This window comes from Microbispora sp. NPDC088329 (assembly GCF_040685655.1).
GTDB lineage: Bacteria > Actinomycetota > Actinomycetes > Streptosporangiales > Streptosporangiaceae > Microbispora.
Map to the genome: position 1 here is coordinate 67075 of NZ_JBFBIP010000029.1, position 24055 is coordinate 91129.

21 protein-coding genes are annotated in these 24055 nt (G+C 71.1%); 10 read left to right on the forward strand and 11 right to left on the reverse strand.

Annotated elements, in window-relative coordinates:
* Positions 1-26: 26 nt before the first annotated feature.
* From AB0O28_RS35930 to AB0O28_RS35950, 5 genes are all read right to left on the reverse strand, one after another.
* On the reverse strand, positions 27-845 hold the full coding sequence (locus AB0O28_RS35930) for a DUF4097 family beta strand repeat-containing protein (RefSeq protein ID WP_363647048.1): 819 nt from the start codon (positions 843-845) through the stop codon (positions 27-29).
* Positions 846-975: 130 nt separating this feature from the next.
* Entirely contained in the window at positions 976-1152 is a 177-nt protein-coding gene (locus AB0O28_RS35935; protein ID WP_167769298.1) for a DUF6104 family protein, read from the reverse strand.
* A gap of 83 nt (positions 1153-1235) precedes the next feature.
* Positions 1236-4928: a multifunctional oxoglutarate decarboxylase/oxoglutarate dehydrogenase thiamine pyrophosphate-binding subunit/dihydrolipoyllysine-residue succinyltransferase subunit gene (locus AB0O28_RS35940; protein WP_363647049.1), complete on the reverse strand. Its 3693-nt coding sequence runs from the start codon at positions 4926-4928 to the stop codon at positions 1236-1238.
* Between the two features lie 197 nt (positions 4929-5125).
* On the reverse strand, positions 5126-5767 hold the full coding sequence (locus tag AB0O28_RS35945; protein WP_363647050.1) for a phenylalanine--tRNA ligase beta subunit-related protein: 642 nt from the start codon (positions 5765-5767) through the stop codon (positions 5126-5128).
* A 10-nt stretch (positions 5768-5777) separates the two neighbouring features.
* Entirely contained in the window at positions 5778-6353 is a 576-nt protein-coding gene (locus AB0O28_RS35950) for a TetR/AcrR family transcriptional regulator (protein ID WP_363647051.1), read from the reverse strand.
* Positions 6354-6422: 69 nt separating this feature from the next.
* Here AB0O28_RS35950 and AB0O28_RS35955 point away from each other — a divergent pair, with 69 nt between their 5' ends.
* The gene (locus AB0O28_RS35955) at positions 6423-7181 is read left to right on the forward strand and encodes an SDR family oxidoreductase (protein WP_363647052.1); all 759 of its coding nucleotides are present in this window, start codon (positions 6423-6425) and stop codon (positions 7179-7181) included.
* 41 nt (positions 7182-7222) lie between these two features.
* Here AB0O28_RS35955 and AB0O28_RS35960 read toward each other — a convergent pair whose 3' ends face one another.
* A complete protein-coding gene (locus AB0O28_RS35960) occupies positions 7223-7603 on the reverse strand; it encodes a YbaB/EbfC family nucleoid-associated protein (protein ID WP_363647053.1) in 381 nt (126 codons plus the stop codon).
* A 28-nt stretch (positions 7604-7631) separates the two neighbouring features.
* Complete coding sequence (locus tag AB0O28_RS35965) at positions 7632-8021, reverse strand: YbaB/EbfC family nucleoid-associated protein (protein WP_363647054.1); 390 nt, start codon at positions 8019-8021, stop codon at positions 7632-7634.
* Between the two features lie 82 nt (positions 8022-8103).
* Between AB0O28_RS35965 and AB0O28_RS35970 the strand changes: the two genes are divergently transcribed.
* Genes AB0O28_RS35970 through AB0O28_RS35980 form a run of 3 tightly spaced genes read left to right on the forward strand, consistent with a single transcriptional unit; the run spans position 8104 to position 9749 of the window.
* Positions 8104-8430 (forward strand): hypothetical protein, encoded by a 327-nt coding sequence (locus tag AB0O28_RS35970; RefSeq protein ID WP_363647055.1) that lies wholly within the window; start codon positions 8104-8106, stop codon positions 8428-8430.
* A gap of 19 nt (positions 8431-8449) precedes the next feature.
* Positions 8450-9409 (forward strand): hypothetical protein, encoded by a 960-nt coding sequence (locus AB0O28_RS35975; RefSeq protein ID WP_363647056.1) that lies wholly within the window; start codon positions 8450-8452, stop codon positions 9407-9409.
* Positions 9410-9443: 34 nt separating this feature from the next.
* Positions 9444-9749, forward strand: coding sequence for a DUF2283 domain-containing protein (locus tag AB0O28_RS35980; protein WP_363647057.1), 306 nt, complete (start codon positions 9444-9446; stop codon positions 9747-9749).
* 122 nt (positions 9750-9871) lie between these two features.
* On the opposite strand, the gene AB0O28_RS35985 is transcribed toward AB0O28_RS35980, so the two are convergent.
* Positions 9872-12415 (reverse strand): glycoside hydrolase family 9 protein, encoded by a 2544-nt coding sequence (locus tag AB0O28_RS35985; RefSeq protein ID WP_363647058.1) that lies wholly within the window; start codon positions 12413-12415, stop codon positions 9872-9874.
* Positions 12416-12610: 195 nt separating this feature from the next.
* Here AB0O28_RS35985 and AB0O28_RS35990 point away from each other — a divergent pair, with 195 nt between their 5' ends.
* The 3 genes from AB0O28_RS35990 to AB0O28_RS36000 all read left to right on the forward strand — a co-directional run bounded on the left by AB0O28_RS35990 (position 12611) and on the right by AB0O28_RS36000 (position 15691).
* Positions 12611-13192 (forward strand): helix-turn-helix domain-containing protein, encoded by a 582-nt coding sequence (locus tag AB0O28_RS35990; protein ID WP_363647059.1) that lies wholly within the window; start codon positions 12611-12613, stop codon positions 13190-13192.
* A gap of 34 nt (positions 13193-13226) precedes the next feature.
* The gene (locus AB0O28_RS35995) at positions 13227-14486 is read left to right on the forward strand and encodes an MFS transporter (RefSeq protein WP_363647060.1); all 1260 of its coding nucleotides are present in this window, start codon (positions 13227-13229) and stop codon (positions 14484-14486) included.
* A gap of 140 nt (positions 14487-14626) precedes the next feature.
* A complete protein-coding gene (locus AB0O28_RS36000; protein ID WP_363647061.1) occupies positions 14627-15691 on the forward strand; it encodes an MBL fold metallo-hydrolase in 1065 nt (354 codons plus the stop codon).
* Positions 15692-15844: 153 nt separating this feature from the next.
* Here AB0O28_RS36000 and AB0O28_RS36005 read toward each other — a convergent pair whose 3' ends face one another.
* Entirely contained in the window at positions 15845-17377 is a 1533-nt protein-coding gene (locus AB0O28_RS36005; RefSeq protein ID WP_363647062.1) for an FAD-dependent oxidoreductase, read from the reverse strand.
* Positions 17378-17911: 534 nt separating this feature from the next.
* Between AB0O28_RS36005 and AB0O28_RS36010 the strand changes: the two genes are divergently transcribed.
* Both AB0O28_RS36010 and AB0O28_RS36015 read left to right on the forward strand, forming a co-directional pair.
* Positions 17912-18391 carry a MarR family transcriptional regulator gene (locus AB0O28_RS36010; RefSeq protein ID WP_363647063.1) on the forward strand — a complete coding sequence of 160 codons (480 nt, stop codon included), beginning with the start codon at positions 17912-17914 and terminating at the stop codon, positions 18389-18391.
* A gap of 107 nt (positions 18392-18498) precedes the next feature.
* Positions 18499-19401 (forward strand): SDR family oxidoreductase, encoded by a 903-nt coding sequence (locus AB0O28_RS36015; protein ID WP_363647064.1) that lies wholly within the window; start codon positions 18499-18501, stop codon positions 19399-19401.
* 12 nt (positions 19402-19413) lie between these two features.
* On the opposite strand, the gene AB0O28_RS36020 is transcribed toward AB0O28_RS36015, so the two are convergent.
* Complete coding sequence (locus AB0O28_RS36020; protein WP_363647065.1) at positions 19414-21819, reverse strand: glycosyl hydrolase family 65 protein; 2406 nt, start codon at positions 21817-21819, stop codon at positions 19414-19416.
* Positions 21816-22559 carry a beta-phosphoglucomutase family hydrolase gene (locus tag AB0O28_RS36025; protein WP_363647066.1) on the reverse strand — a complete coding sequence of 248 codons (744 nt, stop codon included), beginning with the start codon at positions 22557-22559 and terminating at the stop codon, positions 21816-21818. Before AB0O28_RS36025 ends, AB0O28_RS36020 begins: the two co-directional genes overlap by 4 nt.
* Positions 22560-22718: 159 nt before the next feature.
* Here AB0O28_RS36025 and AB0O28_RS36030 point away from each other — a divergent pair, with 159 nt between their 5' ends.
* Complete coding sequence (locus tag AB0O28_RS36030) at positions 22719-23906, forward strand: ROK family protein (RefSeq protein WP_363647067.1); 1188 nt, start codon at positions 22719-22721, stop codon at positions 23904-23906.
* Positions 23907-24055: the final 149 nt, after the last annotated feature.

A 24055-nucleotide genomic window follows, 5' to 3' on the forward strand; every position in this document is an offset into this window, starting at 1 on the left:
GTTCCTGATGCGTTCGCCACGCGCGCTCATGGCTTCTCCGCTCGCCTGCCGGCGGGCTGCCCGCACAGCAGGGTGACGGCGCCGGACACCGTGGTCGCCGAGAGGGACGCCATGCCGCCGCCCAGACGGCCGCTGAGGGAGCGGGCCCCGGGCACCGAGGTGGCGGACAACTCGGGGAAGGCCGACTCGATCCGGCCCGAGGCCGAGTGGGCGGACACGTCGGTGTTCACGTCGTGCGGGAGCCGTACGACGATGGCGCCCGACATGCCGTGCAGTGTGACGTGACCGGTGGGCTCCATTTCCAGGTCCGCGGTGACGCGTCCAGAGACCGTGTTCGCGCGCAGCCGCCGGGGCCAACCGGCGGCCACGGTGAGGTCGCCGGAGACGCTGGAGAAGGACAGATCGCCGGCCAGTCCCCGGCTCTCCACCGAGCCCGAGACCGTCTCGGCCTGCACCTCGCCGCTGACACCGTCGAGGACGATGTCGCCGGACACGGCCTTCACGCCGGTGATCCCCTCCATGCCCGTCACGACGGCGGAGGCGGAGACGACACCGGCCTGTACGGGACAGGTCTTCGGCACGGTCAGCGTCAGCGTGGTCCTGCGCGGGCCCGGGCGTAACCAGCCCAGGATCCCGTCCCACGTGAGGTCCTTGTACGCGACCGTCAGGCGGCCGTCGTCGTCGTGGGTCACCACCAGCGGCGAGCCCTCCACCTCCGTCACTTCGAGGGTCGGCGGGCCGTCACTGGCCAGCACGGCCAGCCGACCGGCCACGACGCGCACGTTGAGCGCGGTGACCTCTCCGAACGTGAGCCGTCCAGGAGAGTCGATCGTCCATTGGGGCATCGCTCAGGCCCTTCCACGCGAAGTCCTGCGTCCGCGCGGGTCGGCATCCGCGCGGACGAACCATCCACAAACAAGATATATCTCGTTTGTGCAAAGTCAAGATGTATCGCGTCGCCGGCCCCCCGGGAAGTCAGTCGTCGTCTTCGTCGAGGCGGGCGAGCCAGGTGGCCAGCCGCTCGACGGGAACCTCGAACTCGGGGTTGAGGTCCACGAACTCACGCAGCCGTTCGGCGAGCCAGCCCACGCTGACCTCCTCCTCGCCGCGCCGCTCGACGAGCTCCTCGATCCCCCTGTCGGTGAAGTACATACCTCGCTCCAGTGAAAGGCCTGATCATGAAGGGAGGCCCCCCACGAGCGTGGGGGACCTCCTCGGTCGTACGGAATCCTCGGTCAGCCGAAGATGTCGTTCAGGATGGCGTGCAGCTCCTCGTCGTGCTTCGCGTGCGAGCCGACGGCCGGCGAGGAGTTCGGCGTACGCGAGACCCGGCGGAAGGTGCGGCCCCCGAGCAGGTCGGGCTTCTCCACCATCTTCAGGCTGAGGTACGGCCACGGGCCCATGTTGACGGGCTCGTCCTGCGCCCAGATCAGCTCCGCGTCCGCGCCGTAGCGGGCCAGCTCGGCCTTGAGCGGGTTCTCCGGGAACGGGTAGATGCGCTCCAGGCGGACCAGCGCAACGTCCGTCCTGCCGTCCTTCTCGCGCCGCGCCAGCAGGTCGTAGTAGATCCTGCCGGAGCAGACCACGATCTTCCGGACCGCCGCCGGGTCCACCGTCGAGTCGCCGATGACCGGGCGGAAGGCGCCGGAGGTGAACTCCGACGTGGCCGAGGCCGCCGCCTTGAGCCGCAGCAACGACTTGGGCGTGAAGATGACGAGGGGCTTGCGCCGCTGCGACAGCACCTGCCAGCGCAGCAGGTGGAAGTAGTTCGCCGGGGTGCTCGGCTGCGCCACCGTCATGTTGTCCTGCGCGCACAGCTGCAGATAGCGCTCGATGCGGCCGGAGGAGTGGTCCGGCCCCTGGCCCTCGTAGCCGTGCGGCAGCAGCAGCACGACCGAGGAGCGCTGGCCCCACTTCTGCTCGCCGGACGAGATGAACTCGTCGATGATCGACTGGGCGCCGTTGGCGAAGTCGCCGAACTGCGCCTCCCAGGCGACCAGGGCGTCCGGGCGGACCACGCTGTAGCCGTACTCGAAGCCCATCGCGGCGAACTCGCTGAGCAGCGAGTCGTACACATAGAACTTCGTCGTGTCGTGGTTGAACGTCTTGAGCGGGGTGTGCTCCTCGCCGGTGACCCGGTCGACCAGCACGGCGTGGCGCTGGCCGAAGGTGCCGCGGCGGGAGTCCTGGCCGACCAGACGGACCGGGTGGTCGTCGATGAGCAGCGAGCCGAACGCGAGCAGCTCACCGGTCGCCCAGTCGATCGCGTCCTCGGTGACCATCGCGCCGCGGCGCTGGATCACCGGGGCGAGACGCGGGTGGATGGTGAAGCCCTCGGGCAGGTTGAGCTGCGTGTCGATGACCCGCTTGACGACCTCCTCCGAGATCGCCGTCTTGGTGTCCTCGTGCGACCACGGAATCAGCTCGTCGGGCTCGGGAACCCGGACCGCGCCGGGTGCCGGCGGCTGCTTGGCGGCCTCGCGGGTCTCGGTGAAGGCCCGCTCCAGCTGCTCCTGGTAGTCGCGCAGGGCCTGCTCGGCCTCCTCGACCGTGATGTCGCCGCGGCCGATGAGGGCCTCGGTGTACAGCTTGCGGGTCGAGCGCTTGGCGTCGATCAGGTCGTACATCAGCGGCTGGGTGAAGGCCGGGTTGTCGCCCTCGTTGTGACCGCGCCGCCGGTAGCAGATCATGTCGATCACGACGTCCTTGCGGAACGTCTGGCGGTACTCGTAGGCGAGCCGCCCGACGCGTACGACCGCCTCGGGGTCGTCGCCGTTCACGTGGAAGATCGGCGCCTGGATCATCCGGGCGACGTCGGTGGCGTACACGCTCGACCGCGAGGAGGCGGGGGAGGTCGTGAAGCCCACCTGGTTGTTCACCACGATGTGCACGGTGCCGCCGGTGCGGTAGCCGCGCAGCTGGGACAGGTGCAGGGTCTCGGCGACCACACCCTGGCCGGCGAACGCCGCGTCGCCGTGGACGAGCACGGGCAGGACGGTGAAGCCCTCCTCGCCGCGCTCCAGCAGGTCCTGCTTGGCCCGGACCACGCCCTCCAGGACGGGGTCGACGGCCTCCAGGTGCGACGGGTTCGCCACCACCGACGTGCTGATCTTGTTGCCGTCGGCGGCGACGAAGTCGCCGCTCGCGCCGAGGTGGTACTTCACGTCGCCCGAGCCGTGCGCGCTGCGCGGGTCGATGTTGCCCTCGAACTCGCCGAACACCTGGGCGTACGACTTGCCCACGATGTTGGCCAGCACGTTGAGGCGGCCGCGGTGGGCCATGCCGATGACGACCTCGTCGAGAGGCTCGGCCGCCGCGGAGCTGATGACCGAGTCGAGCAGCGGGATCAGCGACTCGCCGCCTTCGAGCGAGAACCGCTTCTGGCCGACGTACTTGGTCTGGAGGAAGGTCTCGAACGCCTCAGCGGTGTTGAGCCTGCGCAGGATGTTCAGCTGCTCTTCGCGGTCGGGCTTGGCGTGCGGCCGCTCCACCCGCGCCTGGATCCAGGCCCGCTCCTCGGGGTTCTGGATGTGCATGTACTCGATGCCGATCGTGCGGCAGTACGAGTCGCGCAGCACGCCGAGGATGTCGCGCAGCTTCATCAGCGGCTTGCCGCCGAAGCCGCCGGTCGGGAACTCGCGTTCCAGGTCCCACAGCGTCAGGCCGTGCGACTGGATGTCGAGGTCGGGGTGCTTGCGCTGGCGGTACTCCAGCGGGTCGGTGTCGGCCATGAGGTGGCCGCGCACCCGGTACGCGTGGATGAGCTCGAGCACGCGCGCGGACTTGGCCACGTCGTCGTCGTGGGTGGCCGAGATGTCCTGGATCCACCGGACCGGCTCGTACGGGATGCGCAGCGACTCGAAGATCTCGTCGTAGAAGCCGTCGGCGCCGAGCAGGAGCTGGTGGATGCGGCGCAGGAAGTCGCCGGACTGGGCGCCCTGGATGATCCGGTGGTCGTAGGTCGAGGTGAGCGTCATCACCTTGCTGATGGCCAGGCGGGACAGCGTGTCCGCCGAGGCGCCCTGGTATTCCGCCGGGTACTCCATCGCGCCGACGCCGATGATCGTGCCCTGGCCGGGCATGAGCCGCGGCACCGAGTGGACCGTGCCGATCGTGCCGGGGTTGGTCAGGGAGATCGTGGTGCCCTGGAAGTCCTCCACGCCCAGCTTGCCGCCGCGGGCCTTGCGCACGATCTCCTCGTACGCGGTCCAGAACTGGCGGAAGTCCATGGTCTCGGCCTGCTTGATCGACGGCACCAGCAGCTGGCGGCTGCCGTCGCTCTTCTGCACGTCGATCGCGAGGCCGAGCCCGACGTGCTCCGGCTTGACGAGGACGGGCTTGCCGTCCACCTCGGCGTACGAGTGGTTCATCTCAGGCATGGACTTGAGCGCCCGGACGATCGCGTAGCCGATGAGGTGGGTAAAGGAGATCTTGCCGCCGCGGCCGCGGGACAGGTGGTTGTTGATGACGATGCGGTTGTCGATCAACAGCTTCGCCGGGACCGCGCGGACGCTGGTGGCCGTGGGGACGACCAGCGAGGCCTCCATGTTGGCGGCCGTGCGCGCGGCGGCGCCGCGCAGCTTCTCCTCGACCGCGCCGGCCGGGGCCGGCTGCTTGGCGGGCGCGGGGGCCTTGGCCTCGGGCTCGACCTGTGGCTTGGGCTTCGGCGGAGCCGTCTGCGGGGCCGGGCTCACCGGCGCCGGAGCCTCGGGCGCGGCCGTTGCGGCCGTCGCGGTCGCGCCGTTCGCGGCGCCTGCGGACTTGGACGGAGCGGTCTTGGCCGTCCCGTTGTAGTCAGAGAAGAAGTGCCACCAGGCCTGGTCAACAGACTCGGGATCTTCGAGATACTTCTGGTACAACTCGTCGACAAGCCACTCATTTTGTCCAAAGCTTGCCAGCGGGTTTGTCCGCGACGACTCAGACGACACGGCGGAAATCGCCCTCTTCCGCAGATCGGCGTTGATGTTTGGTGAACCTGTCCAAGGCTACTCGCCTCGCACACCCCGGTGTGCCCCGGCGGGTCACAGGCCCCGGCCCATCCTCCCAGGATCGATAAAACAGGTCACGCGCGGATAGCCCGTCTGGGTGGTGAGGTGGCCCTTACCCTCTGGTCACATCGACTGGGTTAGCCGATAAGCCGCGACTCGATCCGGATATTGGGGCTTATATCGGACAGCATACCCGCAAGGTCGTCGCCCGCGGCACGCAGTGCGTCCAGGGAGAGCGGTTCGAGGCGCTCCAGCAGGAAGAGCGCGTCCACCGTGTCCTCGGTGATCCTCGTCCTGACGCACTGCCGCCAGTTCCACCGGCGGCAGGTGACGCCGGCGTCGTCGCGCCACACCACCTCGCCGATCTCCGGGTCGCCCAGGGCCTCCTCCGAAGGCTCGTCGCCCGCCGCCCGCACCAGCCGGCCGGCGCCCTGGTAACGGCGCAGGTCCTCGCCGCCGATGGGCAGGCCGTGCCGTACGGACACGGCGTTGTAGGCGTCCACGACCAGGTTGATCTCGGGGAGCGGCATCCGGCGGACCAGGGCGTCGACCGACGGCCGGGTGCGCTGGGGCTTGGCGCCGAAGGCGCGGTAGGCGGTCCGCCAGGCCTCGATCCTTTCGTCGTCCAGCGGCACGGCGTGAGCCGCCGCGTCGGCCAGCCAGGCCCGCGAACGGTCGTCGGACGGGCCGTTGCGCAGACCGTACGCGCAGATCACCAGGACGGAGAAGTCCGGACGCAGCGCCGTGACGGCGTCGTCCACGTAGATGTCGTCGATCACGCCCCACAGACTACGGCCACGCCCGCATGGCGAGCGTCGCCACCGCGTCGAGGTCCTCGCGGCTCGCGCCGTCCCTGGCCTGGGTGGACATGCCCTGGATGACGGCGGCGAAGAACGTCGCCAGCGCGGGGGCGTCGGTCTCCGGCGGGAGAAGGCCGGCCTCGGCGTCCCGTTCGATCCGGCGGCGGATGGCGGCCTTGCCCGCCTCGCGGTGCCCCCGCAGTTCCTCGATCACCCCGGGGTCGCTCGTGTTCACCCCCGCCGAGATGATCATGCAGCCGGGTGGGTGCGCGGGGTCGGTGTAGACCTCCGCCGCCTCGCCGAGCAGGCGCTCGACGGCCGCCCGGGCGGTCGGCTCCCCGGCCAGGGCGCGAGAGGCGAACGCGCCGTGGGTCTCCTGGTAGCGGCGCACCGCCTCGCCGAACAGCCGGCGCTTGTCGCCGAAGGCGGCGTAGAGGCTGGGCGGGTTGACGCCCATGACCGCCGTGAGGCCGGCGATCGAGGTCGCCTCATAGCCGTGGCGCCAGAACTCCTCCAGCGCACGCTCCAGCGCGATGTCCCGATCGAACGCCCTGGCTCTTCCCATGCGCCGATTTTATAGCGATCGCTACATGTCGTGTTATTTTATAGCGACCACTACAGAAAGGGAGCGGGCATGGGCGCGTTGTGTGGCAAGACGGCGCTGGTCACGGGCGCGAGCAGGGGGATCGGGCGGGGGATCGCAGAACGGCTGGCGGCCGAAGGGGCGCTGGTGGCGGTCAACTACGCCAGGGACGAGACGGCGGCCAAGGACACGGTGGCGGCGATCGAGGCCCGGGGCGGCCGGGCCTTCGCGGTCCGGGCCGAGCTGGGCGCGCCCGGTGACGTGGACGACCTGTTCGCCGGGCTGGACCGGGAACTGGGGCCGCGGGCTCCGATCGACATCCTGGTCAACAACGCGGGGATCACCGTGCGGGGGACGATCGAGGAGATCACGCCGGAGGAGTACGACAAGGCGTTCGCCGTGAACACGCGGGCCGCCTTCTTCGTGACACAGCGGGTGCTGCCGCGCATCCCCGACGGCGGGCGCATCGTGACCGTCACCTCGGGAGTGACCCGGATCGCGTTTCCCGAGGCGGTCGCCTACGCGATGACGAAGGGCGCGCTGGAGACCTTCACACTGGCGCTGGCCAAGCACCTCGGGCCACGGGGGATCACGGTCAACAACGTGGCGCCGGGGATCGTCGACACCGACACGAACGCGGGCTGGCTGCGCGGCGACGAGGCGGCCTGGGCGGCGTCGGCCGGCCGTGCCGCGCTGGGCCGGGTGGGCACACCGGGGGACGTGGCCGGGGTGGTCGCGTTCCTCGCCTCCGGCGACGCCGGCTGGGTCACCGGCACCACCGTCGACGCCACCGGAGGCAGCGACCTGTGACCGGGCCGGCCGGGCCGCGCCGTCGGTCCCGTTGGGGGCCGTCAGTCCCAGGGGATGTCGAGCAGCCGCTCGAACTGGGCGGCGGCCTCGTCGGGGTCGAACCCGGGAAGACCGTCGCGAATCAACTCACGCGTCCGGCGTACGGCGTCGAGCCGCGCCCGTGAGACGGCGGCGCGGACCTCGTCGGCCAGCGTCCGGCTGTCCAGACGCGTCGCGCGCGGCCCGAACGCCACGTTCAGCACCAGACCGTCCGCCGACACGGTGACCGTCACCTGGCCGGAGGCGGCCTCACCCGTGCCGGTGATCTCGTCGAGCCCGGCCCGGGCCCGCTCCATCCAGGCGTCGATGCGCTCCGCCTGCTCCTCGGCCCTGGCCAGGTCCTCCTCGCGGATGTCGGCCGGGTTCATGCGCGAGCCGTACACGGTGCCTCCAGTCGGGATCGCGAAAGGTTCACAGCAGGTCGCGGGCGATCCGCTCCACGCGGTCGCGGACGAATCGCTCGTCCAGCGGCGCGGGGACCTGCGCGGTCTCGGCGAGGGCAGCGTCCATGATCGCCCGAGTTCCGGCCTCCGCGTCCCGCTGGGCCGCGCGCAGCACGGCGGTCACCTGCCGGCCGAGGGCCTCGCGGTCGAGCCGCATCACGCGCGGGTCGAGGTGCAACTCCACGATCTCGCCCCGCCCGTCGGCCACCGCCCTGACCGTCCGGTCGGGGTTTTCGGCCCGTCCCGTCACGTCGTGGACCAGGGCCCGCGCGTCCCGGAGCCGCCGCATCATCGCCCGGCCCTCCAGCAGGACGCGCTCCAGCATCTCGGCGTCGCCGTCGGGGGAGGGGGTCGTCATGGAAAAGGAGGCTATCGGACGGTAGATCAGTGTTTACTGTGATCCGTCCGGAACGGGGAACAGAGGAGTCGAGGTCTGCGGCATGGAGTCGGGGCTGGAAATCATCCATGACCGGATGAGGCAGGACGCCTCCCGGATGCACGTCCACGGCGAGGACTACGCCGCGGCCCTGCGCAGGCTCAGGGAACGAGGTCTCGGCGGCGCCGCGTGGCGCGACGACGGCCTGCTCGGCATGCTCGTCGGCCCGTACGCCCAGTGCACGCTCCTGGGGGTGGAGGCGCTGACGGGCCTGTCCGCGGTGATGGGGGACACCGGCGACGGGCTGGGCAGGGTGAGCGGCCGCGTCGGCGAGGCCGAGGGCGCGAGCCTGTCGCGGTCGCGGGACTTCTACGGCGAGCAGTGGGCGTGACGGGGGCCCGACGGTGGGTGTGACGGTTCCCCCGCAGGTGGACATGATGCTGAGCCTGCTCGGCATGCCCTGGCCGAACGTCGACGAGGACGAGATCCGCAGGGACGCCGACGCCTGGCGGACCGTGCTCGCGGGCACCGAGCGGTCCGGAGCGGCGGCGAACGCGACGATCGCGGGGACGGGCGAGGCCTACCGCGGCAGGTCGGCGACCGCGCTGGCCGGCTACTGGAGCGAGACGGGCGGCGTGGGCGGGCACCTGAGCCGGGCGGCCGCCGCCGCGCGGATGGCCCCGGCCGTGCTCGACAACGCGGCCTGGCTGACGACCGGCGTGAAGGTCGCGGTGGCCTCGACCGCCGTGTACACGACCGTCCGGGTCGCCCGGGCGTACCTGGCGGGCGGTCCGCTCGGCGCGGCCCTGGCCGCGGCGGAGATGTTCCGCTCCCGCGCCGCGATCGGGAGGATCCAGCGTGAGGGCGCGGAGGGTGCCGGACGGGTGCTGGTCCCCGCGCTCGACCGCCGTGTCACCGAGCAGTTCCGCCGGGTCCTCGACAATCTGCGCCGGCCGGGAGGCGGTGGCCCGGTGCCCGCGTTCGCCGGTGCGGGCCCCCGGATCCCGGCCAGGGGGACGGTGGGTCCCCGCGCGGCGGCCGGCCGGTCCCCGCACGACGGCCTGGCGCTCATGGGGCGCAGCAACAAGAACGCCAGGAGCGGCGGCAACGGGCGACGCGGTGGTGGCGGGCGCCGTGGCGGTGGTGGCGGTGGCGGTGGCGGCCGTGGTGAGGGCGAGGTGGGCTCCCACGCCGACCTGCGTCAGAGCCAGCGTGGCATCAGCGACGACATGGTCGAGAATGCCAGGAGAACGGGCAAGAAGAGCCGGGGCAACACGCCGGGGACCACGGTCTACGAAACGCAGAACGTGAAGATCGTGGAGAACAGCAGGACCGGTAAGTTGATCACGGTCATCCGCAAGAAGAAATAGCCGCCGGGCGAGTGCGAGAGGCGAGAGGTCTGACGTGCGCATCGAACACGACAGGGAGAACGACGCCGCCTACGTCTACCTGGTCGACCGGATCGACGACGGGGAGGCGGAGACGCAGATCCAGGTCGAGGCCCCCGAACTACGCGGGGAGATCGTGCTGGACCTCGACAGGAACGGGACCCTCCTGGGCATCGAGGTCATCGGCGCGTCGTACGTCCTGCGGCCGGAGGTCCTGGCCCAGGCCGGCGACGACACCGGCGAGGGCGGGGACGACGGAGACGGCGGTGGCCAGGACGGCGGGGGCTTCACCCTGCCGCCCTACGAGCCGCACCTGCGTTAGAGAGCGTCTGACAACGCTGCCCGTCGCGAGCGTGATCAGGTGGACGCCGCGACGTGGACGACATGGAACCGGCCGCCGCCTCTGCTGAGGCGGCGGCCGGGGTCTTCAGAGGCGACGGCCGCTCAGGCGGAGCAGGCGGCGCCGTTCAGCGTGATCAGGTCGGGCGTGGGGTTGGCCCCCGGCGCGCCCTGGCCGTTGAAGCCGAAGGTGATCGACTGGCCCGGCTTGATGGTCTTGTTGTACGTCTCGTTCGCGGCGGTCACGGTGGCCGCCTTCTGCGAGAACTTGGCGTTCCAGCCGATGTCGACCTTCTGGCCGCCCAGGAACGACCACTTGAGCGACCAGCCGTCGATCGCCTTCGTGCCCGTGTTCTTGACGGTGAGCTGGGTGGTGAAGCCCGCCGGCCAGCTGCCGTGCGTGGTGTAGGTGACCTGGCAGGAGCCCGGAGCCTTGACCGCGCCGTCGCCCTGGTCGGCGACGAAGGCCGACACCCACGAGAGCGCGGAGTTCCAGTTGATGGCCTCCTCGTTGGTGGCGTAGGAGTTGATGTCGTCGATGTAGCAGAACTGCGGCTTGCAGCCCTTCAGCTTGGCCTGGGCCACCGGGTCCTCGATGCCGGAGTTCGCGCCGCCCGCGAGCGTGCCGTGCGGCGGGTTCGGCAGCGAGGTGTCCAGCGAGTGGGCGTACCACCGGCTGTGCTCGTTCTTCGACGCCACCTCGCCGTAGCCCGTCACGTAGGACTGGTTGAGGGCGTTGCGGCCCAGCAGGTAGTCGACGGCCTGGAGGGCGGCGTCGCGGTACTTCACCGTGCCGGTGATGTCGTAGGCCGCGCCGAGGACGACCGTGTTGTTGAGGATCGCGCTGTTGGAACCCCAGAAGTAGTTGCCCGGGTCGAACGGCAGGCCGTACGGGTGGGCCTCGACGACGCCGAGGTAGCGCTCCGCGCCGTCCACGACCGACTGGCGGACGGCGTCGCGGCCCGGCAGGTCGTTGGGCACGGTCGCCAGGTCGAGGCGGCCGAGCGCGGCCACGTGACCCCAGTCGAACGCGCCGCTCTTGCTCCACAGGTCGGCCGTGTGGTGCGGCGAGGCGAGGACGAAGTCCTTGTACTCCTTCTCACCGGTGGTGATGTAGAGCTCGGCCGCCGCCCAGTAGAACTCGTCGCTGGTGTTCGCGTCGTCGTAGGTGCCGCCGCCGGTGCCGTCGGAGGGGGAGGCGAGCACGTTCGGGTTCGCCTTCGCCGCCGCCCACGCCTTCTTCGCCGCCGCGAGGTTCTTCGCGGCGAACGCCGCGTCGTACGGCGCGAAGACCCGGGCCGCCTGGGCTGCCGTCGCGGCGAGGTTGAGCGTGGCGGCCGTGGAGACCGGGTGCAGCTGGCGCTTCTGCGGGTCGAGGTGCGGCAGCAGCGGCAGGCCGGTCCAGTTCTCGTCGTGGATCTTGTGGTGGACCATGCCGTCGGGCCGCTGCATCTTCAGCAGGAACTCCTGCTCCCAGCGGGCCTCGTCGAGCACGTCGGGGACGTCGTCGCCGCTCTCGGGGATGTTGAGGCTCCCGATCGGCTTGGCGGTGGCGGCGTTCTTGGTCCGCTCGAACTCGCTCATGATCTGGGCGACCGAGATGCCGCCGTTGACCACGTACTTGCCGTGGTCGCCCGCGTCGTACCAGCCGCCGGACACGTCGAGGGTGTAGTCGCACACGCCCGGCTGGCAGGGCACGTTCTTGTCGCCCTGGTTGGGGGCGACGTCCACGTGGCCGGCGGGCCGGCCGTACCCGGGACGCAGCGCGTCGTCGATCGCGATGCCGCTGCGCTGGGTGTAGTAGAACTTCAGCGCGTCGAGCTTGAGGTCGGAGTACGCGTCGGGCTTGATGTCGAACGGCCGGCTGGTCTCGCCGTCGGCGGTCAGCGTGTAGCCGGTGCCGGCCTTCACGTAGGAGCCGAAGTCGATCGAGTGGACGTTCTGGCCGGAGCTGGCGTCGACGCCGCGCGGCGTGGTGGTGCCGTGCGCGACCACGGTCCCGGCGGAGTTCTTGAGCTGCCACGGCAGCGCCTCGGTGGCGTCGGTGACCACGGTGGCGTTCTTCGGGCCCTTGGGCAGGTAGGCGACCTGGTTGACGCGCACTCGGGGGCCGGTGTCCGGCGTGTAGACCTCCGGCGGCGCCCCGCCCTTGAGCGAGACGTTGTCCACGCAGAACCGCCACGCGGTCGCGCTGCCGCCGAGCTGGAAGACGACCTGCGCGTTGGACAGGTCGACCGGCGAGGTGAACGTGTAGGTGTAGGTGTTGCCCGAGACGCTGAGCTCGGGGGCGGCCGCCGCGTACTGCGTGTAGGGGTCGGTCGGCAGCTGGACGTACGCCCTGGCGACCTTTCCGGGGTTGGCGGTGGCGAAGAAGCTGAACGCGTAGGTCTCGTCCTTGACCAGCGGGATGTCGTTGAGCCCGATGATCGCGTCCCAGGGGTTGGCGGTTCCCGCGGGGATGTCGGAGCACAGCCGGCCGTCGGCCAGCTCGAAGTTCAGGTTCCCGGTGTGCCACCACGGGTCCGTGGTGGTGTCGAAGGTGCCGTTGGGGATCTGTTCCGGGCCCTCCTCCGCCGTCGCGGGAGGTGCGCCGGTCAGGCAGGCCGTGGCCAGTGCGGCCACGGCGAGGATGCCGATTCGTCTGAGCACAGTCGTCCTCGGGGGGTGGTGGGAGCGCTCCCAAAGTGGTGAGCGAATGGCATGTTTCCTTCGGGTTTCGGCGGGCGTCAACGATCAAACCGGTGGGACGCGCCTGACCGGCCATTGCGAGCCGGTGAAGCTGAAACTTTCATTTTCACAAAGAGACTTTTGCAAAGCTATCTTTGCGATATTAGCGTCCCTCGTATGGATCACGAGGTTTTCCACGTCCACGACTCCCGCACCTTGAAGGCGGTCGCCCACCCGCTGCGGGTGCGGCTGCTGGGGGAATTGCGCACGAACGGCCCGGCGACCGCGACCGAGCTGGCCGGGCGCCTCGGCGAGAGCTCCGGCTCCACCAGCTATCACCTGCGCCAGCTCGCCAGGTACGGCTTCGTGGAGGCCGACCCCGACCGGCGTGACCGGCGCGAGCGCCGGTGGCGGGCGATCCACCGCTTCACCTCCTGGAGCGACGTGGAGATGGCCGCGACCGCCGAGGGCCGGGAGGCCGCGGCGTTCCTGCGGCGGCGCCAGCTCGAGAAGCTCACCGCCGACGTCGAGAACTTCGAGCGCGAGCGCGACCTGTGGAGCGAGGCGTGGGTCGAGGCCGCGGGGATGTCCGACGTGGTGGTACGGCTGTCGCCGGCGACGGTGGCGTCCCTTTACGGGCGGGTGTCGGCCATGCTCCTGGAGGCCGCCGAGCGGGATCGGGACGACCCGGACGCGCGCCCGGTCGCGGTCCTGCTGGCGGCCCATCCGCGCCGGGACCCGGCGGCCGGTGATACGTAAGCCCGGGCGGTCGCCCACCGAGGGGAAGCCGGGCATGCGTGAGCACGGGCGCTACGCCGCACTCGAGTTCCTCACCTGGCTGCCGACCGGCCTGACGCTGGCGCCGATGGTGCTGCTCATGTCCGGCAGGGGACTGGACATCGCCGAGATCGGCCTGGTCGGCGCGGTCTACTCGGTCACGATCGTCGTGCTCGAACTGCCGACGGGCGGGCTCGCCGACATCGTCGGCAGGCGCCCGGTGCTCGCCGCGTCGGCCGTCGTCGGCATGGCAGGGCCGGCCGTGATGGCCCTGGCGCACTCGGTGTGGCCGTTCCTGGTCGCGTCCGTGCTCAAGGGTGTCGCGCGTGCGCTGTCCAGCGGGCCCGCCCAGGCGTGGTACGTCGACACCCTGCACGCCCGTTACGGCCCGGCCGCCGACCTGAAGCCCGGGCTCGCGGCCGGCAACGTCGCGGGCGCTGCCGCCCTGGCGCTCGGCACGCTCGCCGGCGGCCTGCTTCCGCTCGCCGTACGCCGGGACCCGCTGGCCGCGCCGGTCTGGGCGGGGGCGGGGGCCGCGCTCGTCCTCCTCGTGGCCGTGCTCGTGCTCATGCGCGAGCCGAGCCGTACGGGGAGGGGGCCCGCCCGGGCGGCCGTACGGCTGGCCGAGGTGGTGCGCGACGTGCCGGTCACGATCGTCGCCGGGATCCGCCTCGGCCTGGCCGATCGCGCGCTCGGACGATTGCTGCTGCTGGCCGCCGCGGCCGGCGTGATGCTGAACAGCATCGAGATGCTGACCCCCGGTCGCCTCGCCGCCCTGACCGGAGGATCAAGGACGGGCGGCGCGGCCTACGCCTTCGTGACCTTCGCCGGCTTCGCCGCCAACGCGCTCGGCAGCTCCCTCGCGCCGCCGGTCGCCCGGCTCGTGCGCGGCTCGGTCCGTGGGGCGGCCTCGGCCACGGTCGTCACGGCGGCGGCGGTCGTCGCACTGGCCGCCTCGACGGCCCTGCCGGGCGCGGCCGGGATCGTCGCGACCGCGGCGGCCTACGTGCTGCTGTTCACCGCGCTCGCGGTCGCCTCCCTGCTCAGGACCGAACTGCTGCACCAGCGCGTCGCCGCGGACCGCCGGGCCACCGTGATGTCCGTGGACTCCCTGCAACTCCAGTTCGGCGGCCTGCTCTCCTCGCTCTGCCTGGTGCCGCTGTCGGGGACCGCCGGCGTCGGTCCCGTCTGGGCGCTCACCGCCGTGGTCGTCCTCGCCTCCGCGCTCCTGTACGTACGCCTCCCCGCCGGTCCCGTCTCCCGGCACCCCCGGTAGCCCGGTCACCGCCGACGCCGAGAACCTCCGGATCGGAGAGCCGGCCGTATGCCTCGGTCCGGCGTGGGACCCCCGGTAGAACGATATTCGGTAAGGCGGCACAATCGAGCGAGCAAGGCTGCGAGAGGGACGGGGAACCGATGAGCAAGGTGAGGGTGACCGCGGCGAACGAGGCGCAGCGCGCGGCGTGGCTGGGCGGGGGACTGCCGGAGGTCGAGCGCGTGCGGCCGGGACTGTGGTCGATCCCCGTCCCGATCCCGATCAACCCGCTGCGCTACGTGCTGGTCTACGCCCTGGAGGTCCCCGGCGGGGTAGTGATCATCGACGCCGGGTGGAACACCGAGGAGGCGTACGGCGCGCTCGTCGCGGGGCTCGCCACGGCCGGGTACGAGATCACCGACGTGAAGGCCGTGCTGGTCACGCACATCCATCCGGACCACTACGGCCTGGCCGGGCGCGTCCGGGAGGCCTCCGGCGCCTGGATCGGGCTGCACCCGGCCGACGCCCGCATCGTGCACGACCGCTACGACGAGTCGGCGATCGAGTCGCTCGTGCAGCGGGAGCGCTCCCTGCTGATCAGATGCGGGGTGCCGGACATGACGGCGCAGGAGCTCGCCGGGGCGTCGGTGACGCTGCGCCACTTCGTCACGATGGCGAAGCCCGACCGGCTCATCGAGGACGGCGACCGGCTCGACCTGCCCGGCTGGGACCTGCGGGCGATGTGGACCCCCGGCCACTCGCCCGGTCACCTGTGCTTCGTCGAGCCGCGGCGCCGGCTGCTGTTCTCCGGCGACCATGTGCTCGCCCGGATCACGTCGATGGTCGCGGTGCACCCGCAGTCGGCCGCGAACCCGCTGGCCGACTACCTCGACGCGCTGCGTGCGGTGGGCAAGCTCGACGTGGAGGAGGTGCTGCCCGCCCACGAATACCGCTTCCTGGAGCTGACGGAGCGGGTGGACTACGTGATCGGGCACCACGAGGAGCGGCTGGCCGAGATACGCCGCGTCGTGGCCGAGGCGGACGGCTCCGCCTGCTGGGACATCGCCACGCGGCTCACCTGGTCGCGCGGCTGGGAGGAGATCCCGGCGCACATGCGGCGGGCGGCCAACAACGAGACGCTCGCCCATCTGGTGTGGCTGGAGCAGCGTGGCATGGTCACCCGCGTGCCCGGCGAGCCCGACCTCTGGTATGCGCCGTCCGCCTGACGACGCCGCGCGGACGTGCCGTCCGGCGACTGCCCTGTCCGGCGACTGCCCTGCCAGGCGGCGCTGTTCGGCGGCGCTGTTCGGCGGCGGCGCGGGTGTGCGGTGGTCAGGAAGCGTGCGCCGGGGGACCACGCCTGGACTGTGGTCAGGTGTTCATCGCGACGCTCCGTCCGTGACGGGGATCATGTCCTGCCGCGGGCTCGCCGCCGCGGTGATGCTCAGGTGGGTTTCGAGGTAGGCGTCGACGACGTCCGGATCGGCGGTCACGGCGGCGACGTAACCGTCGGGGCGTACCAGGACCCACTGTCCGGAGACGAGTCCGTAGCCGTCGCGCACGTGCCCGCCGGTGTCGGCGATGTCGCCGCGCTCGCCGATGGTGTGGACACGGACGCCGCGCCGGGCGGCGGGGGCGTCGCCCGCCGGCACGTCGTAGCCGATCAGGGTCCAGTGGGTGCCCCTGAACAGGGAGAACAGCCGGGTGGGCACGCCGCCGGCGCCGGTGACGGGCGCGTCGGGGGCGCGGTGACCGGCGAGCACGCCCGTGGTGCGCTGCGGGTCCGCGAGGGCGAGCGGCGAGTCGGGATAGCCGAGGTCGAGCTGGGAGACATCCCGGTTACGGCTGGTGTCGCCGCTCTTGGCCGCCTCCAGCAGCCGCTTCGACAGGCCGAGCACCGCCTCCGCGATCGGGCGGCGCTCCCTCTCGTAGGACGTCAGCAGCCGCTCCGGGGCGCCGTTGAGCACGGCGGCGAGTTTCCAGCCGAGGTTGTAGGCGTCCTGCACGCTGGTGTTCAGTCCCTGCCCACCGGTCGGCGGGTGGACATGCGCCGCGTCCCCGGTCAGTAACACGCGTCCGACCTGGTAGGTCCCGGCCAGGCGGGCGTTCATCTCGTACGCCGAGGCCCAGGACACCGAGTGGATCAGTACGTCGTCGCGGCCGGTGCGCTCGCGCGCCAACGCGGTCAGACCCCGCGCGGACAGGTCGACGTCCACGTCGAAGGGGACCGGCGCCTGGAGCTGGAACATCTCGGTGCCGTAGAGCGGGCACAACATGATCTGGTCCGATCCCTGCCCCCAGCGGTGCCATGCGTCGAATGAGACCCCCTCGGCGATCACGTCGGCCACCACGGCGCGCACCCCGAGGGTGACGCCGTCGAAGGGCACTCCCAGGGACTTGCGCACGAAGCTCGACCCGCCATCGGCGCCCACCAGGTATCGCGCGCGCACGGTGCGCGCACCGTCAGGGGTGAGGATGCGGGCGCTCACCCTGTCCTCGTCCTGGGCGAACCCGACGAGTTCGTGGTCGTAGTGGGGGGCATGGCCGAGCTCGGCCAGTCGCTCGCGCAGTCTGCGCTCGGTGAGGAACTGCGGGACCAGCAGCGCCATCCGGTAGGGCTCATCCGGTGTCGGGCCGGCCATGCGCATCGTGGTGTCGACCGGGCCGTCGCCGGTGTAGACGCGCTGGGGCGGATACTCGCCACCGGAGGCGACGATCTTGTCGATCACCCCGAGGTCCTCGAACACCTCCTGGGTGCGCGGCTGGATGCCCTTGCCGCGCGATCCGGCGAACGGGTGAGGGGCCTTGTCGATCAACAGGAAGCTCACGCCCCGGCGGGCCAGCTCGATCGCGAGGGTCTCCCCGGCCGCCCCGGATCCGCAGATGATCACTTCGACGTCGGTCCCGGTCATGTTCATGCTCCTCTTCCGCGTGGGTCCGGACGGCTCGGCTGTCCGGAATTTATGTGTAAAACGCACGCATCGTAGGAAGACATGAGAGCGTTCGTCAATCGGATACCTGTGGAAATGCTGAGAACCCGGGGCTGGGGGCCGAGTCATCTGAGCGTGAGGACGAAAATTACGTGCTTGATACACTGATTCTGTGATGATGTGTCGGTTGTCGTCCGGGATCGCGCGGCCCGCGAGGCCGGCGCGCGCCGCACCGAGGGCCATGCGTTCGTACGGCGACCCCGTCGCCACCGTGGCCCGCGCGTCCGTTCGGCGGGCCCGTCGCCCCCGTGACGAGATCCGCCTCCCGGTCGTCGGCGGCGCCGCAGGCAGACGTCCTAAGATGCCCTTCGCATCCGCTCCTCCGGAGAGACCCGATTCTCCGGAGAGACCGGATGCGCCGAAAATTCAGGAATGGCCGGAGATTCAGGAGAGGCCGGACACTCGAGAGGCCGGACACTCGAGAGGCCGGACACTCGAGAGGACGGTGCAGCCGCCTTGACCGCACGGCGACGCCAGACCACGTTGCGCCGTCTCCACGGGGCCATCGTCGATCTGGTCGTGCTGATGAACCTGCCCAGCCGCGACGATGTCCTGCTGGCCGAGGCCGGCGTCTCCCTCGACCGCGCCCTGTTCCACGTGCTCCTGGGCGTCGAGCGGTTCGGGCCGATCGGGGTGGGCGAACTGGCCGAACGAGCCGGGCGCGACTACACCACCATCAGCCGCCAGGTCGCGAAGCTCGCCGCCCTCGGACTCGTCGAACGACGCCCCAGCCCTGCCGACGCCAGGGTGAAAGAGGCCATCATCACCGCCGAGGGCCGCCGTGTCACCGACGCTCTCGACGCCGCCCGCCAGCGCCTGACCGGTCCCGTTCTCGCGCAATGGAGCGACCGTGACCTCATGGAGCTCGAACGCCTCATGCGCCGCTACGTCGACGACATGTTCGCCGCGGCGGCCAAGGCCGCCAGCGGCGAGTAGCCGGTAGGCCCCGGGCCGTACCGCGGGCGGCTTTCCCGGCCTGAGCGGTTGGGATATCGTTCGGGAAGTACTAGAACGATGTTCTTGTCCTATGGAAGGGTGGCGCCATGTCCGAGGGGTCCGAGCTCAGGTTCGACGGGAGGGTCGCGATCATCACCGGGGCCGGGCACGGGCTCGGCCGGTCGCACGCGCTGCTGCTCGGCCGGCGCGGGGCGAAGGTCGTCGTCAACGACCTCGGCGGCGCCCTCGACGGCACCGGCTCGTCCTCGGGCCCGGCGGCGGAGGTCGCCGAGCTGATCGTGAAGAACGGCGGAGAGGCCGTGGCCAGCACCGACAACGTCGCCACGCCGGAGGGCGCGGAGGCGATCGTGCGGACGGCGCTCGACGCGTTCGGCCGCGTGGACGTCGTCGTCAACAACGCCGGCATCCTGCGCGACAGGTCGTTCGGGAAGATGACGGTCGAGGAGTTCGACGCCGTGATCGCCGTGCACGTGCGCGGGTCGTTCCTGGTCAGCCGGGCGGCGTTCCCGCACATGAAGGAGCAGGCGTACGGGCGGATCGTGAACACCTCCTCGCCCGCCGGGCTGTTCGGCAACTTCGGCCAGGCCAACTACTCCACGGCGAAGATGGGCCTGGTGGGCCTCACCAAGACGCTCGGCATCGAGGGCGCGCGGGCCAACGTCAGGGCCAACGCCATCGCCCCCATCGCGTGGACGCGGATGACCGAGACGCTGCTGCCCGCGGAGTTCGAGGACAAGTTCACCCCCGAGCGGGTCAGTCCCCTGGTGGCGTACCTGGCCCACGAGAGCTGCGAGACCAGCGGCGAGGTGTTCTCGGTCGGCGCCGGCCGGATCGCCCGGGTGTTCGTGGCCGAGGGGCCGGGCTGGAAGACCGACGACCTCACGGCCGAGGCGATCCGCGACAACTGGGAGGCCGTCATGGCCGAGCAGCCCTATCTCTCCACAAAGCTGGGCGAGCAGGCCACCGCCTCGCTGCAGGCGATGCTCTGATCCCCGGGCCCTTCACAGCTCCTCGGCCGGTTGCTCGGCCGGAGCGATGAAATCGGTGGGCAGGTTCCCCGGCCGCCGGGATACGGGCGCGCGGCCGGGCGGCTGCCTCACCCGCAGGTTCGGGAAGGGTGGCGGCGGGTTGCGCCGGGCCTGCGGCTGCGCGCCGAGCGGGAACTCCTCGCCGTGGTGCGACAGCGTGAGGGGCGGGCCGTGCAGGAGCCGGTACGTCGTGCCGTCCGGGGTGACGTCGATCCGCAGCAGCCGGCCCCGGTAGCGCACGCGGAAGGTGAGCCGGGTGATGCCCGAGGGCAGCCGGGGCGCGAAGCAGATCCGGCCTTCGCGGGCCCGCATGCCGCCGAACCCCGCCACCAGCGCGATCCACGCCCCGGCCAGCGAGGCCATGTGGACGCCGTCGCGGGTGTTGTGCTCCAGATCGCGCAGGTCCATCAGCGCGGCCTCGCCGAGGTAGGCGTAGGCGAGGTCGAGCTGCCCCACCTCGGCGGCGAGCACCGCCTGGGTGCACGCCGACAGAGAGGAGTCCCGCACGGTCAGCGCCTCGTAGTAGGCGAAGTCGCGCGCCTTCTGCTCGGGGGTGAACGCCTCGCCGCACAGGTGCATGGCCAGCACCAGGTCGGCCTGCTTGACGACCTGCTTGCGGTAGAGGTCGAAGTAGGGGAAATGGAGCAACAGCGGATACTGCTCGGGGGTGGTGCCCGCGAAGTCCCACACCGCGTGCCCGGTGAATCCCTCGCTCTGCTCGTGGACCCCCAGCCGTTCGTCGTACGGCAGGTACATGGCCGCGGCGGCGTCGCGCCAGATCGCCGTCTCCTCCAGCGTGACCCCGAGTTCCTCGGCGCGGTCGAGGTGGCGTATGGCCACGGCGGCGGCGGCCCGTAGGTTCCGCTGAGCCATCAGGTTGGTGTAGACGTTGTTGTCCGCGACGGCGCTGTACTCGTCCGGGCCGGTCACGCCGTCGATGCGGTAGCGGCCCTCGGCGTCGTGGTGACCGAGCGCGCACCAGAGCCGGGCGGTCGCGACGAGCAGCGGGAGGCCGATGTCCCGCTCGAAACCGGTGTCCTCGGTCGCGTCGACGTACCGCGTGACCGCGGCGGCGATGTCGGCGTTGACATGGAAGGCCGCCGTGCCCGCGGGCCAGTAGCCCGAGCACTCCTCGCCGTTGATCGTCCGCCAGGGGAAGGCCGCCCCGGCCAGTCCGAGCTGCTCGGCCCGCGCCTCGGCGAGGGGGAGGATCGACTCCCGCCAGGTCAGGGCGTCGGCGGCGGCCCGGGGATAGGTGTAGGTGGCCACCGGCAGCACGAAGCTCTCGGTGTCCCAGAACGCGTGGCCGTCGTAGCCCGAGCCGGTCAGACCCTTGCCCGGGATGGGCCGCCGCTCCAGCCGGGCGCCCGCCTGCAGCAGGTGGAACAGCCCGAAACGCACGGCCTGCTGCACCTCGGCGTCGCCCTCGACCTCGACGTCCGCGCCCGCCCAGAAGTCGTCGAGGAAGGCGCGTTGCTCGTCGCACAGGCCGTCCCAGCCGGTGAGCCGGGCCGCCGCGAGCGCCGCCACGACCTGGTCGTGCATGGCGGGCCGCGAGCGCTTGGCCGACCAGCCGTAGGCGAAGAACTTGTCCAGTCGCAGCCGTTGTCCGGGTTTCAGCCGGGTGGCGACCGTCACCCGGCTGACGTTGCCGCCGCCGTCGCACTCGGCCCTGGTGCCGTCCGGCCCGTCGATCTCGTGGCGCATGCCCGCCGCGACCCGCAGCCGGCTGGCCCTGGTGGAGTGGACCATGACACAGACGCCGTTGCGCGCGGCGATGTTCTCCTCCAGGACGAGCGGCGCCTCCAGCGCGGCGGCGGCGCGGGGGTCGGCGGTCGGCGGCGGCACGGTCTCGTTGGCCACCAGCTCCGACTGGACGACCACGTTGAGCGGCTGATCGACCGGCTCCACCTCGTAGCGGATCGCGGCCACGGCGCGGTGGGTGAACGACACGAGCCGGGTCGAGGTGACGCGCACCTCCGCCCCCGTCGGCGAGCTCCAGCGGACCCTCCGGGTGAGCGTCCCCGCCCGCAGGTCGAGGACCCGCTCGTGTGAGTGCAGCGTGCCGTATCGGACGTCGAACGGCTCGTCGTCCACGAGCAGCCGGATCAGCTTGCCGTTGGTGACGTTGACGACCGTCTGCCCGGACTCGGGATAGCCGTAGCCCGCCTCGGCGTACGGCAGCGGGCGAAGCTCGTAGAAGGAGTTGAGGTAGGTGCCCGGCAGCCCGTACGGCTCACCCTCGTCGAGGTTGCCGCGCAACCCGATGTGCCCGTTGGACAGCGCGAACACCGACTCGGTCTGGGCGAGCACGTCGGTGTGCAGGTGACACTCGCACACCGACCACGGATCGACGATGAAGGCGGGATGTTTGATCATTTGTCGTCCAGCAGTTCGGAGAGGTCCGTCACCACGACGTCGGCGCCGTTGTCCCGCAGGGCGTCGGCCTGATGGCCGCGGTCCACGCCCACCACGACGGCGAAGCCGCCCGCGCGCCCGGCCGCGACCCCCGCCAGCGCGTCCTCGAACACCGCGGCCTCGGCCGGCGCGAGCCCGAGCGCCTCGGCGGCGGCGAGGAACATGTCGGGGGCGGGCTTGCCGGGCAGATCGCGCTCCCTCGCCACCACGCCGTCGACCCGCGCGTCGAACATGTCGTTCAGCCCCGCCGCGGCGAGCACGCGCGCGGTGTTGGCACTGCTGGAGACGACCGCGCGGCGCAGGCCGGCGTCGCGGGCGGCGCGCAGGTAGCGCACCGAGCCCTCGAAGACCTCCACGCCCTGCCGGTCGAGGATCGCCTGGACCAGCTCGTTCTTCCGGTTGCTCAGGCCGCTGACGGTGGGCATGCCCGGCGGGTCGTCCGGTTCGCCCTCGGGCAGGTCGATACCCCTGGACAGGAGGAACCCCCGCGTGCCGTCCAGGCGCTTCCTGCCGTCGACATAGCGCTCGTAGTCGCCGCCCGCGTCGAAGGGCGTGAACGGCTCGCCGGTGGCGACCGCCCGCTCGCGCAGGTATTCGTCGAACATCTCCTTCCACGCCGCGGCGTGGACCCGGGCCGTGCGCGTGAGCACCCCGTCCATGTCGAACAGGCAGCCGCGCACCCCGTCGGGCAGTCCCAGCATGAGCCCCTCCAACCGTCCTCCCCGCCTCTCTCCTACCCGTACCCGGATCCTGACTTTTGTTGATTTCAGCGAAAGAATGCATCACATCGATAAAAGGTCTTCCCTGATCAAGAGAAAAGGGGTACGTTTCCAGCCAATCACTGGGACGCGGAGGCGTAGGTGAAGAGGACGACCATCAGGCCGGAGAGTGTGCACCAGGCCGCGCTTCTGCGTCTGCTGAGGGACGGCGGGCGGTCGCGCGCCGAACTCGGCGACGTGGTGGACCTGTCACGGTCGAAGCTCAACGTCGAGCTGGACCGGCTCATCGAGGTGGGACTCGCCGAGCCCGACGGACTCGCCGCCTCGCGCGGCGGCAGGCGCTCGGGACGCGTACGCCTGGCCGGTGACATCCGGTTCGCGGGGATCGACATCGGTGCCACCTCGATCGACGTCGCGGTCACCGACGGTGAGCTGAAGGTGCTCGGCCACCTCAGCGAGTCCTGCGACATCAAGGAGGGCCCCGCCGTCGTGCTGGACCGCGCCATCGAACTGCTCGGCAAGCTGAGCAGGGACGGGCTGTTCACCGACCTGAGCGGCGCCGGCATCGGTGTCCCCGGACCGGTGAGCTTCGCCGAAGGCGTCCCGGTGGTGCCGCCGATCATGCCCGGCTGGGACCGCTACCCGGTCAGGGAGACGGTCGGGCAGGCACTGTGCTGCCCCACGGTGGTCGACAACGACGTCAACATCATGGCTCTCGGGGAACTGCACGCCGGTCTCGCACGGCAGGTCGACGACTTCCTGCTCGTCAAGATCGGCACTGGTATCGGCTGTGGCATCGTGGTGGACGGCAAGATCTACCGCGGCGTCTCCGGCAGCGCCGGCGACATCGGCCACATCCGGGTGGACGACCTCGGGCCGGTCTGCTCCTGCGGCAACTCCGGCTGCCTCGAGGCCTACTTCGGCGGCGCCGCGCTGGCGCGGGAGGCCGTCACGGTGGCCCGCTCGGGCGACTCGCCGTATCTCGCCGAAAGGCTCGCGGTCACGGGCACGCTGACGGCCGAGGACGTCGCCGCCGCGGCGGCGCAGGGCGACGCGGGCGCCGTCGGGCTGATCCGCGACGGCGGGCGCCGCGTGGGGCAGGTCCTGGCGAGCCTCGTGAGCTTCTTCAACCCCGGCCTCGTGATCATCGCGGGCGGCGTGGCCAAGCTCGGCCATGTGCTGCTCGCGGAGATCAGAAGCGTCGTCTACCGCAGGTCGCTGCCGCTCGCCACCGGAAACCTGCCGATCGTGCTGTCCGAACTCGGCGACACAGCGGGTGTCATCGGCGCCACCCGACTGATCAGCGATCACGTCTACTCCGCCAACTGACCACCGTTGGGAGACCCCATGGGAGACGAACACCCCCTGCTCCAGATGAGGGGGATCGTCAAGCAGTTCCCCGGCGTACGCGCGCTGGATGGCGTGGACCTTGAGGTCAAGGCCGGGGAGGTGCATTGCCTGCTCGGCCAGAACGGTGC

Bases quoted from the DNA above. Each gene is read 5' to 3' on its own strand.
- AB0O28_RS35930 (WP_363647048.1), bottom strand. From the start codon at position 845: ATGCCCCAATGGACGATCGACTCTCCTGGACGGCTCACGTTCGGAGAG.
- AB0O28_RS35935 (WP_167769298.1), bottom strand. From the start codon at position 1,152: ATGTACTTCACCGACAGGGGGATCGAGGAGCTCGTCGAGCGGCGCGGC.
- AB0O28_RS35950 (WP_363647051.1), bottom strand. From the start codon at position 6,353: ATGGGAAGAGCCAGGGCGTTCGATCGGGACATCGCGCTGGAGCGTGCG.
- AB0O28_RS35955 (WP_363647052.1), top strand. From the start codon at position 6,423: ATGGGCGCGTTGTGTGGCAAGACGGCGCTGGTCACGGGCGCGAGCAGG.
- AB0O28_RS35965 (WP_363647054.1), bottom strand. From the start codon at position 8,021: ATGACGACCCCCTCCCCCGACGGCGACGCCGAGATGCTGGAGCGCGTC.
- AB0O28_RS35970 (WP_363647055.1), top strand. From the start codon at position 8,104: ATGGAGTCGGGGCTGGAAATCATCCATGACCGGATGAGGCAGGACGCC.
- AB0O28_RS35990 (WP_363647059.1), top strand. From the start codon at position 12,611: ATGGATCACGAGGTTTTCCACGTCCACGACTCCCGCACCTTGAAGGCG.
- AB0O28_RS35995 (WP_363647060.1), top strand. From the start codon at position 13,227: ATGCGTGAGCACGGGCGCTACGCCGCACTCGAGTTCCTCACCTGGCTG.
- AB0O28_RS36000 (WP_363647061.1), top strand. From the start codon at position 14,627: ATGAGCAAGGTGAGGGTGACCGCGGCGAACGAGGCGCAGCGCGCGGCG.
- AB0O28_RS36005 (WP_363647062.1), bottom strand. From the start codon at position 17,377: ATGACCGGGACCGACGTCGAAGTGATCATCTGCGGATCCGGGGCGGCC.
- AB0O28_RS36015 (WP_363647064.1), top strand. From the start codon at position 18,499: ATGTCCGAGGGGTCCGAGCTCAGGTTCGACGGGAGGGTCGCGATCATC.
- AB0O28_RS36020 (WP_363647065.1), bottom strand. From the start codon at position 21,819: ATGATCAAACATCCCGCCTTCATCGTCGATCCGTGGTCGGTGTGCGAG.
- AB0O28_RS36025 (WP_363647066.1), bottom strand. From the start codon at position 22,559: ATGCTGGGACTGCCCGACGGGGTGCGCGGCTGCCTGTTCGACATGGAC.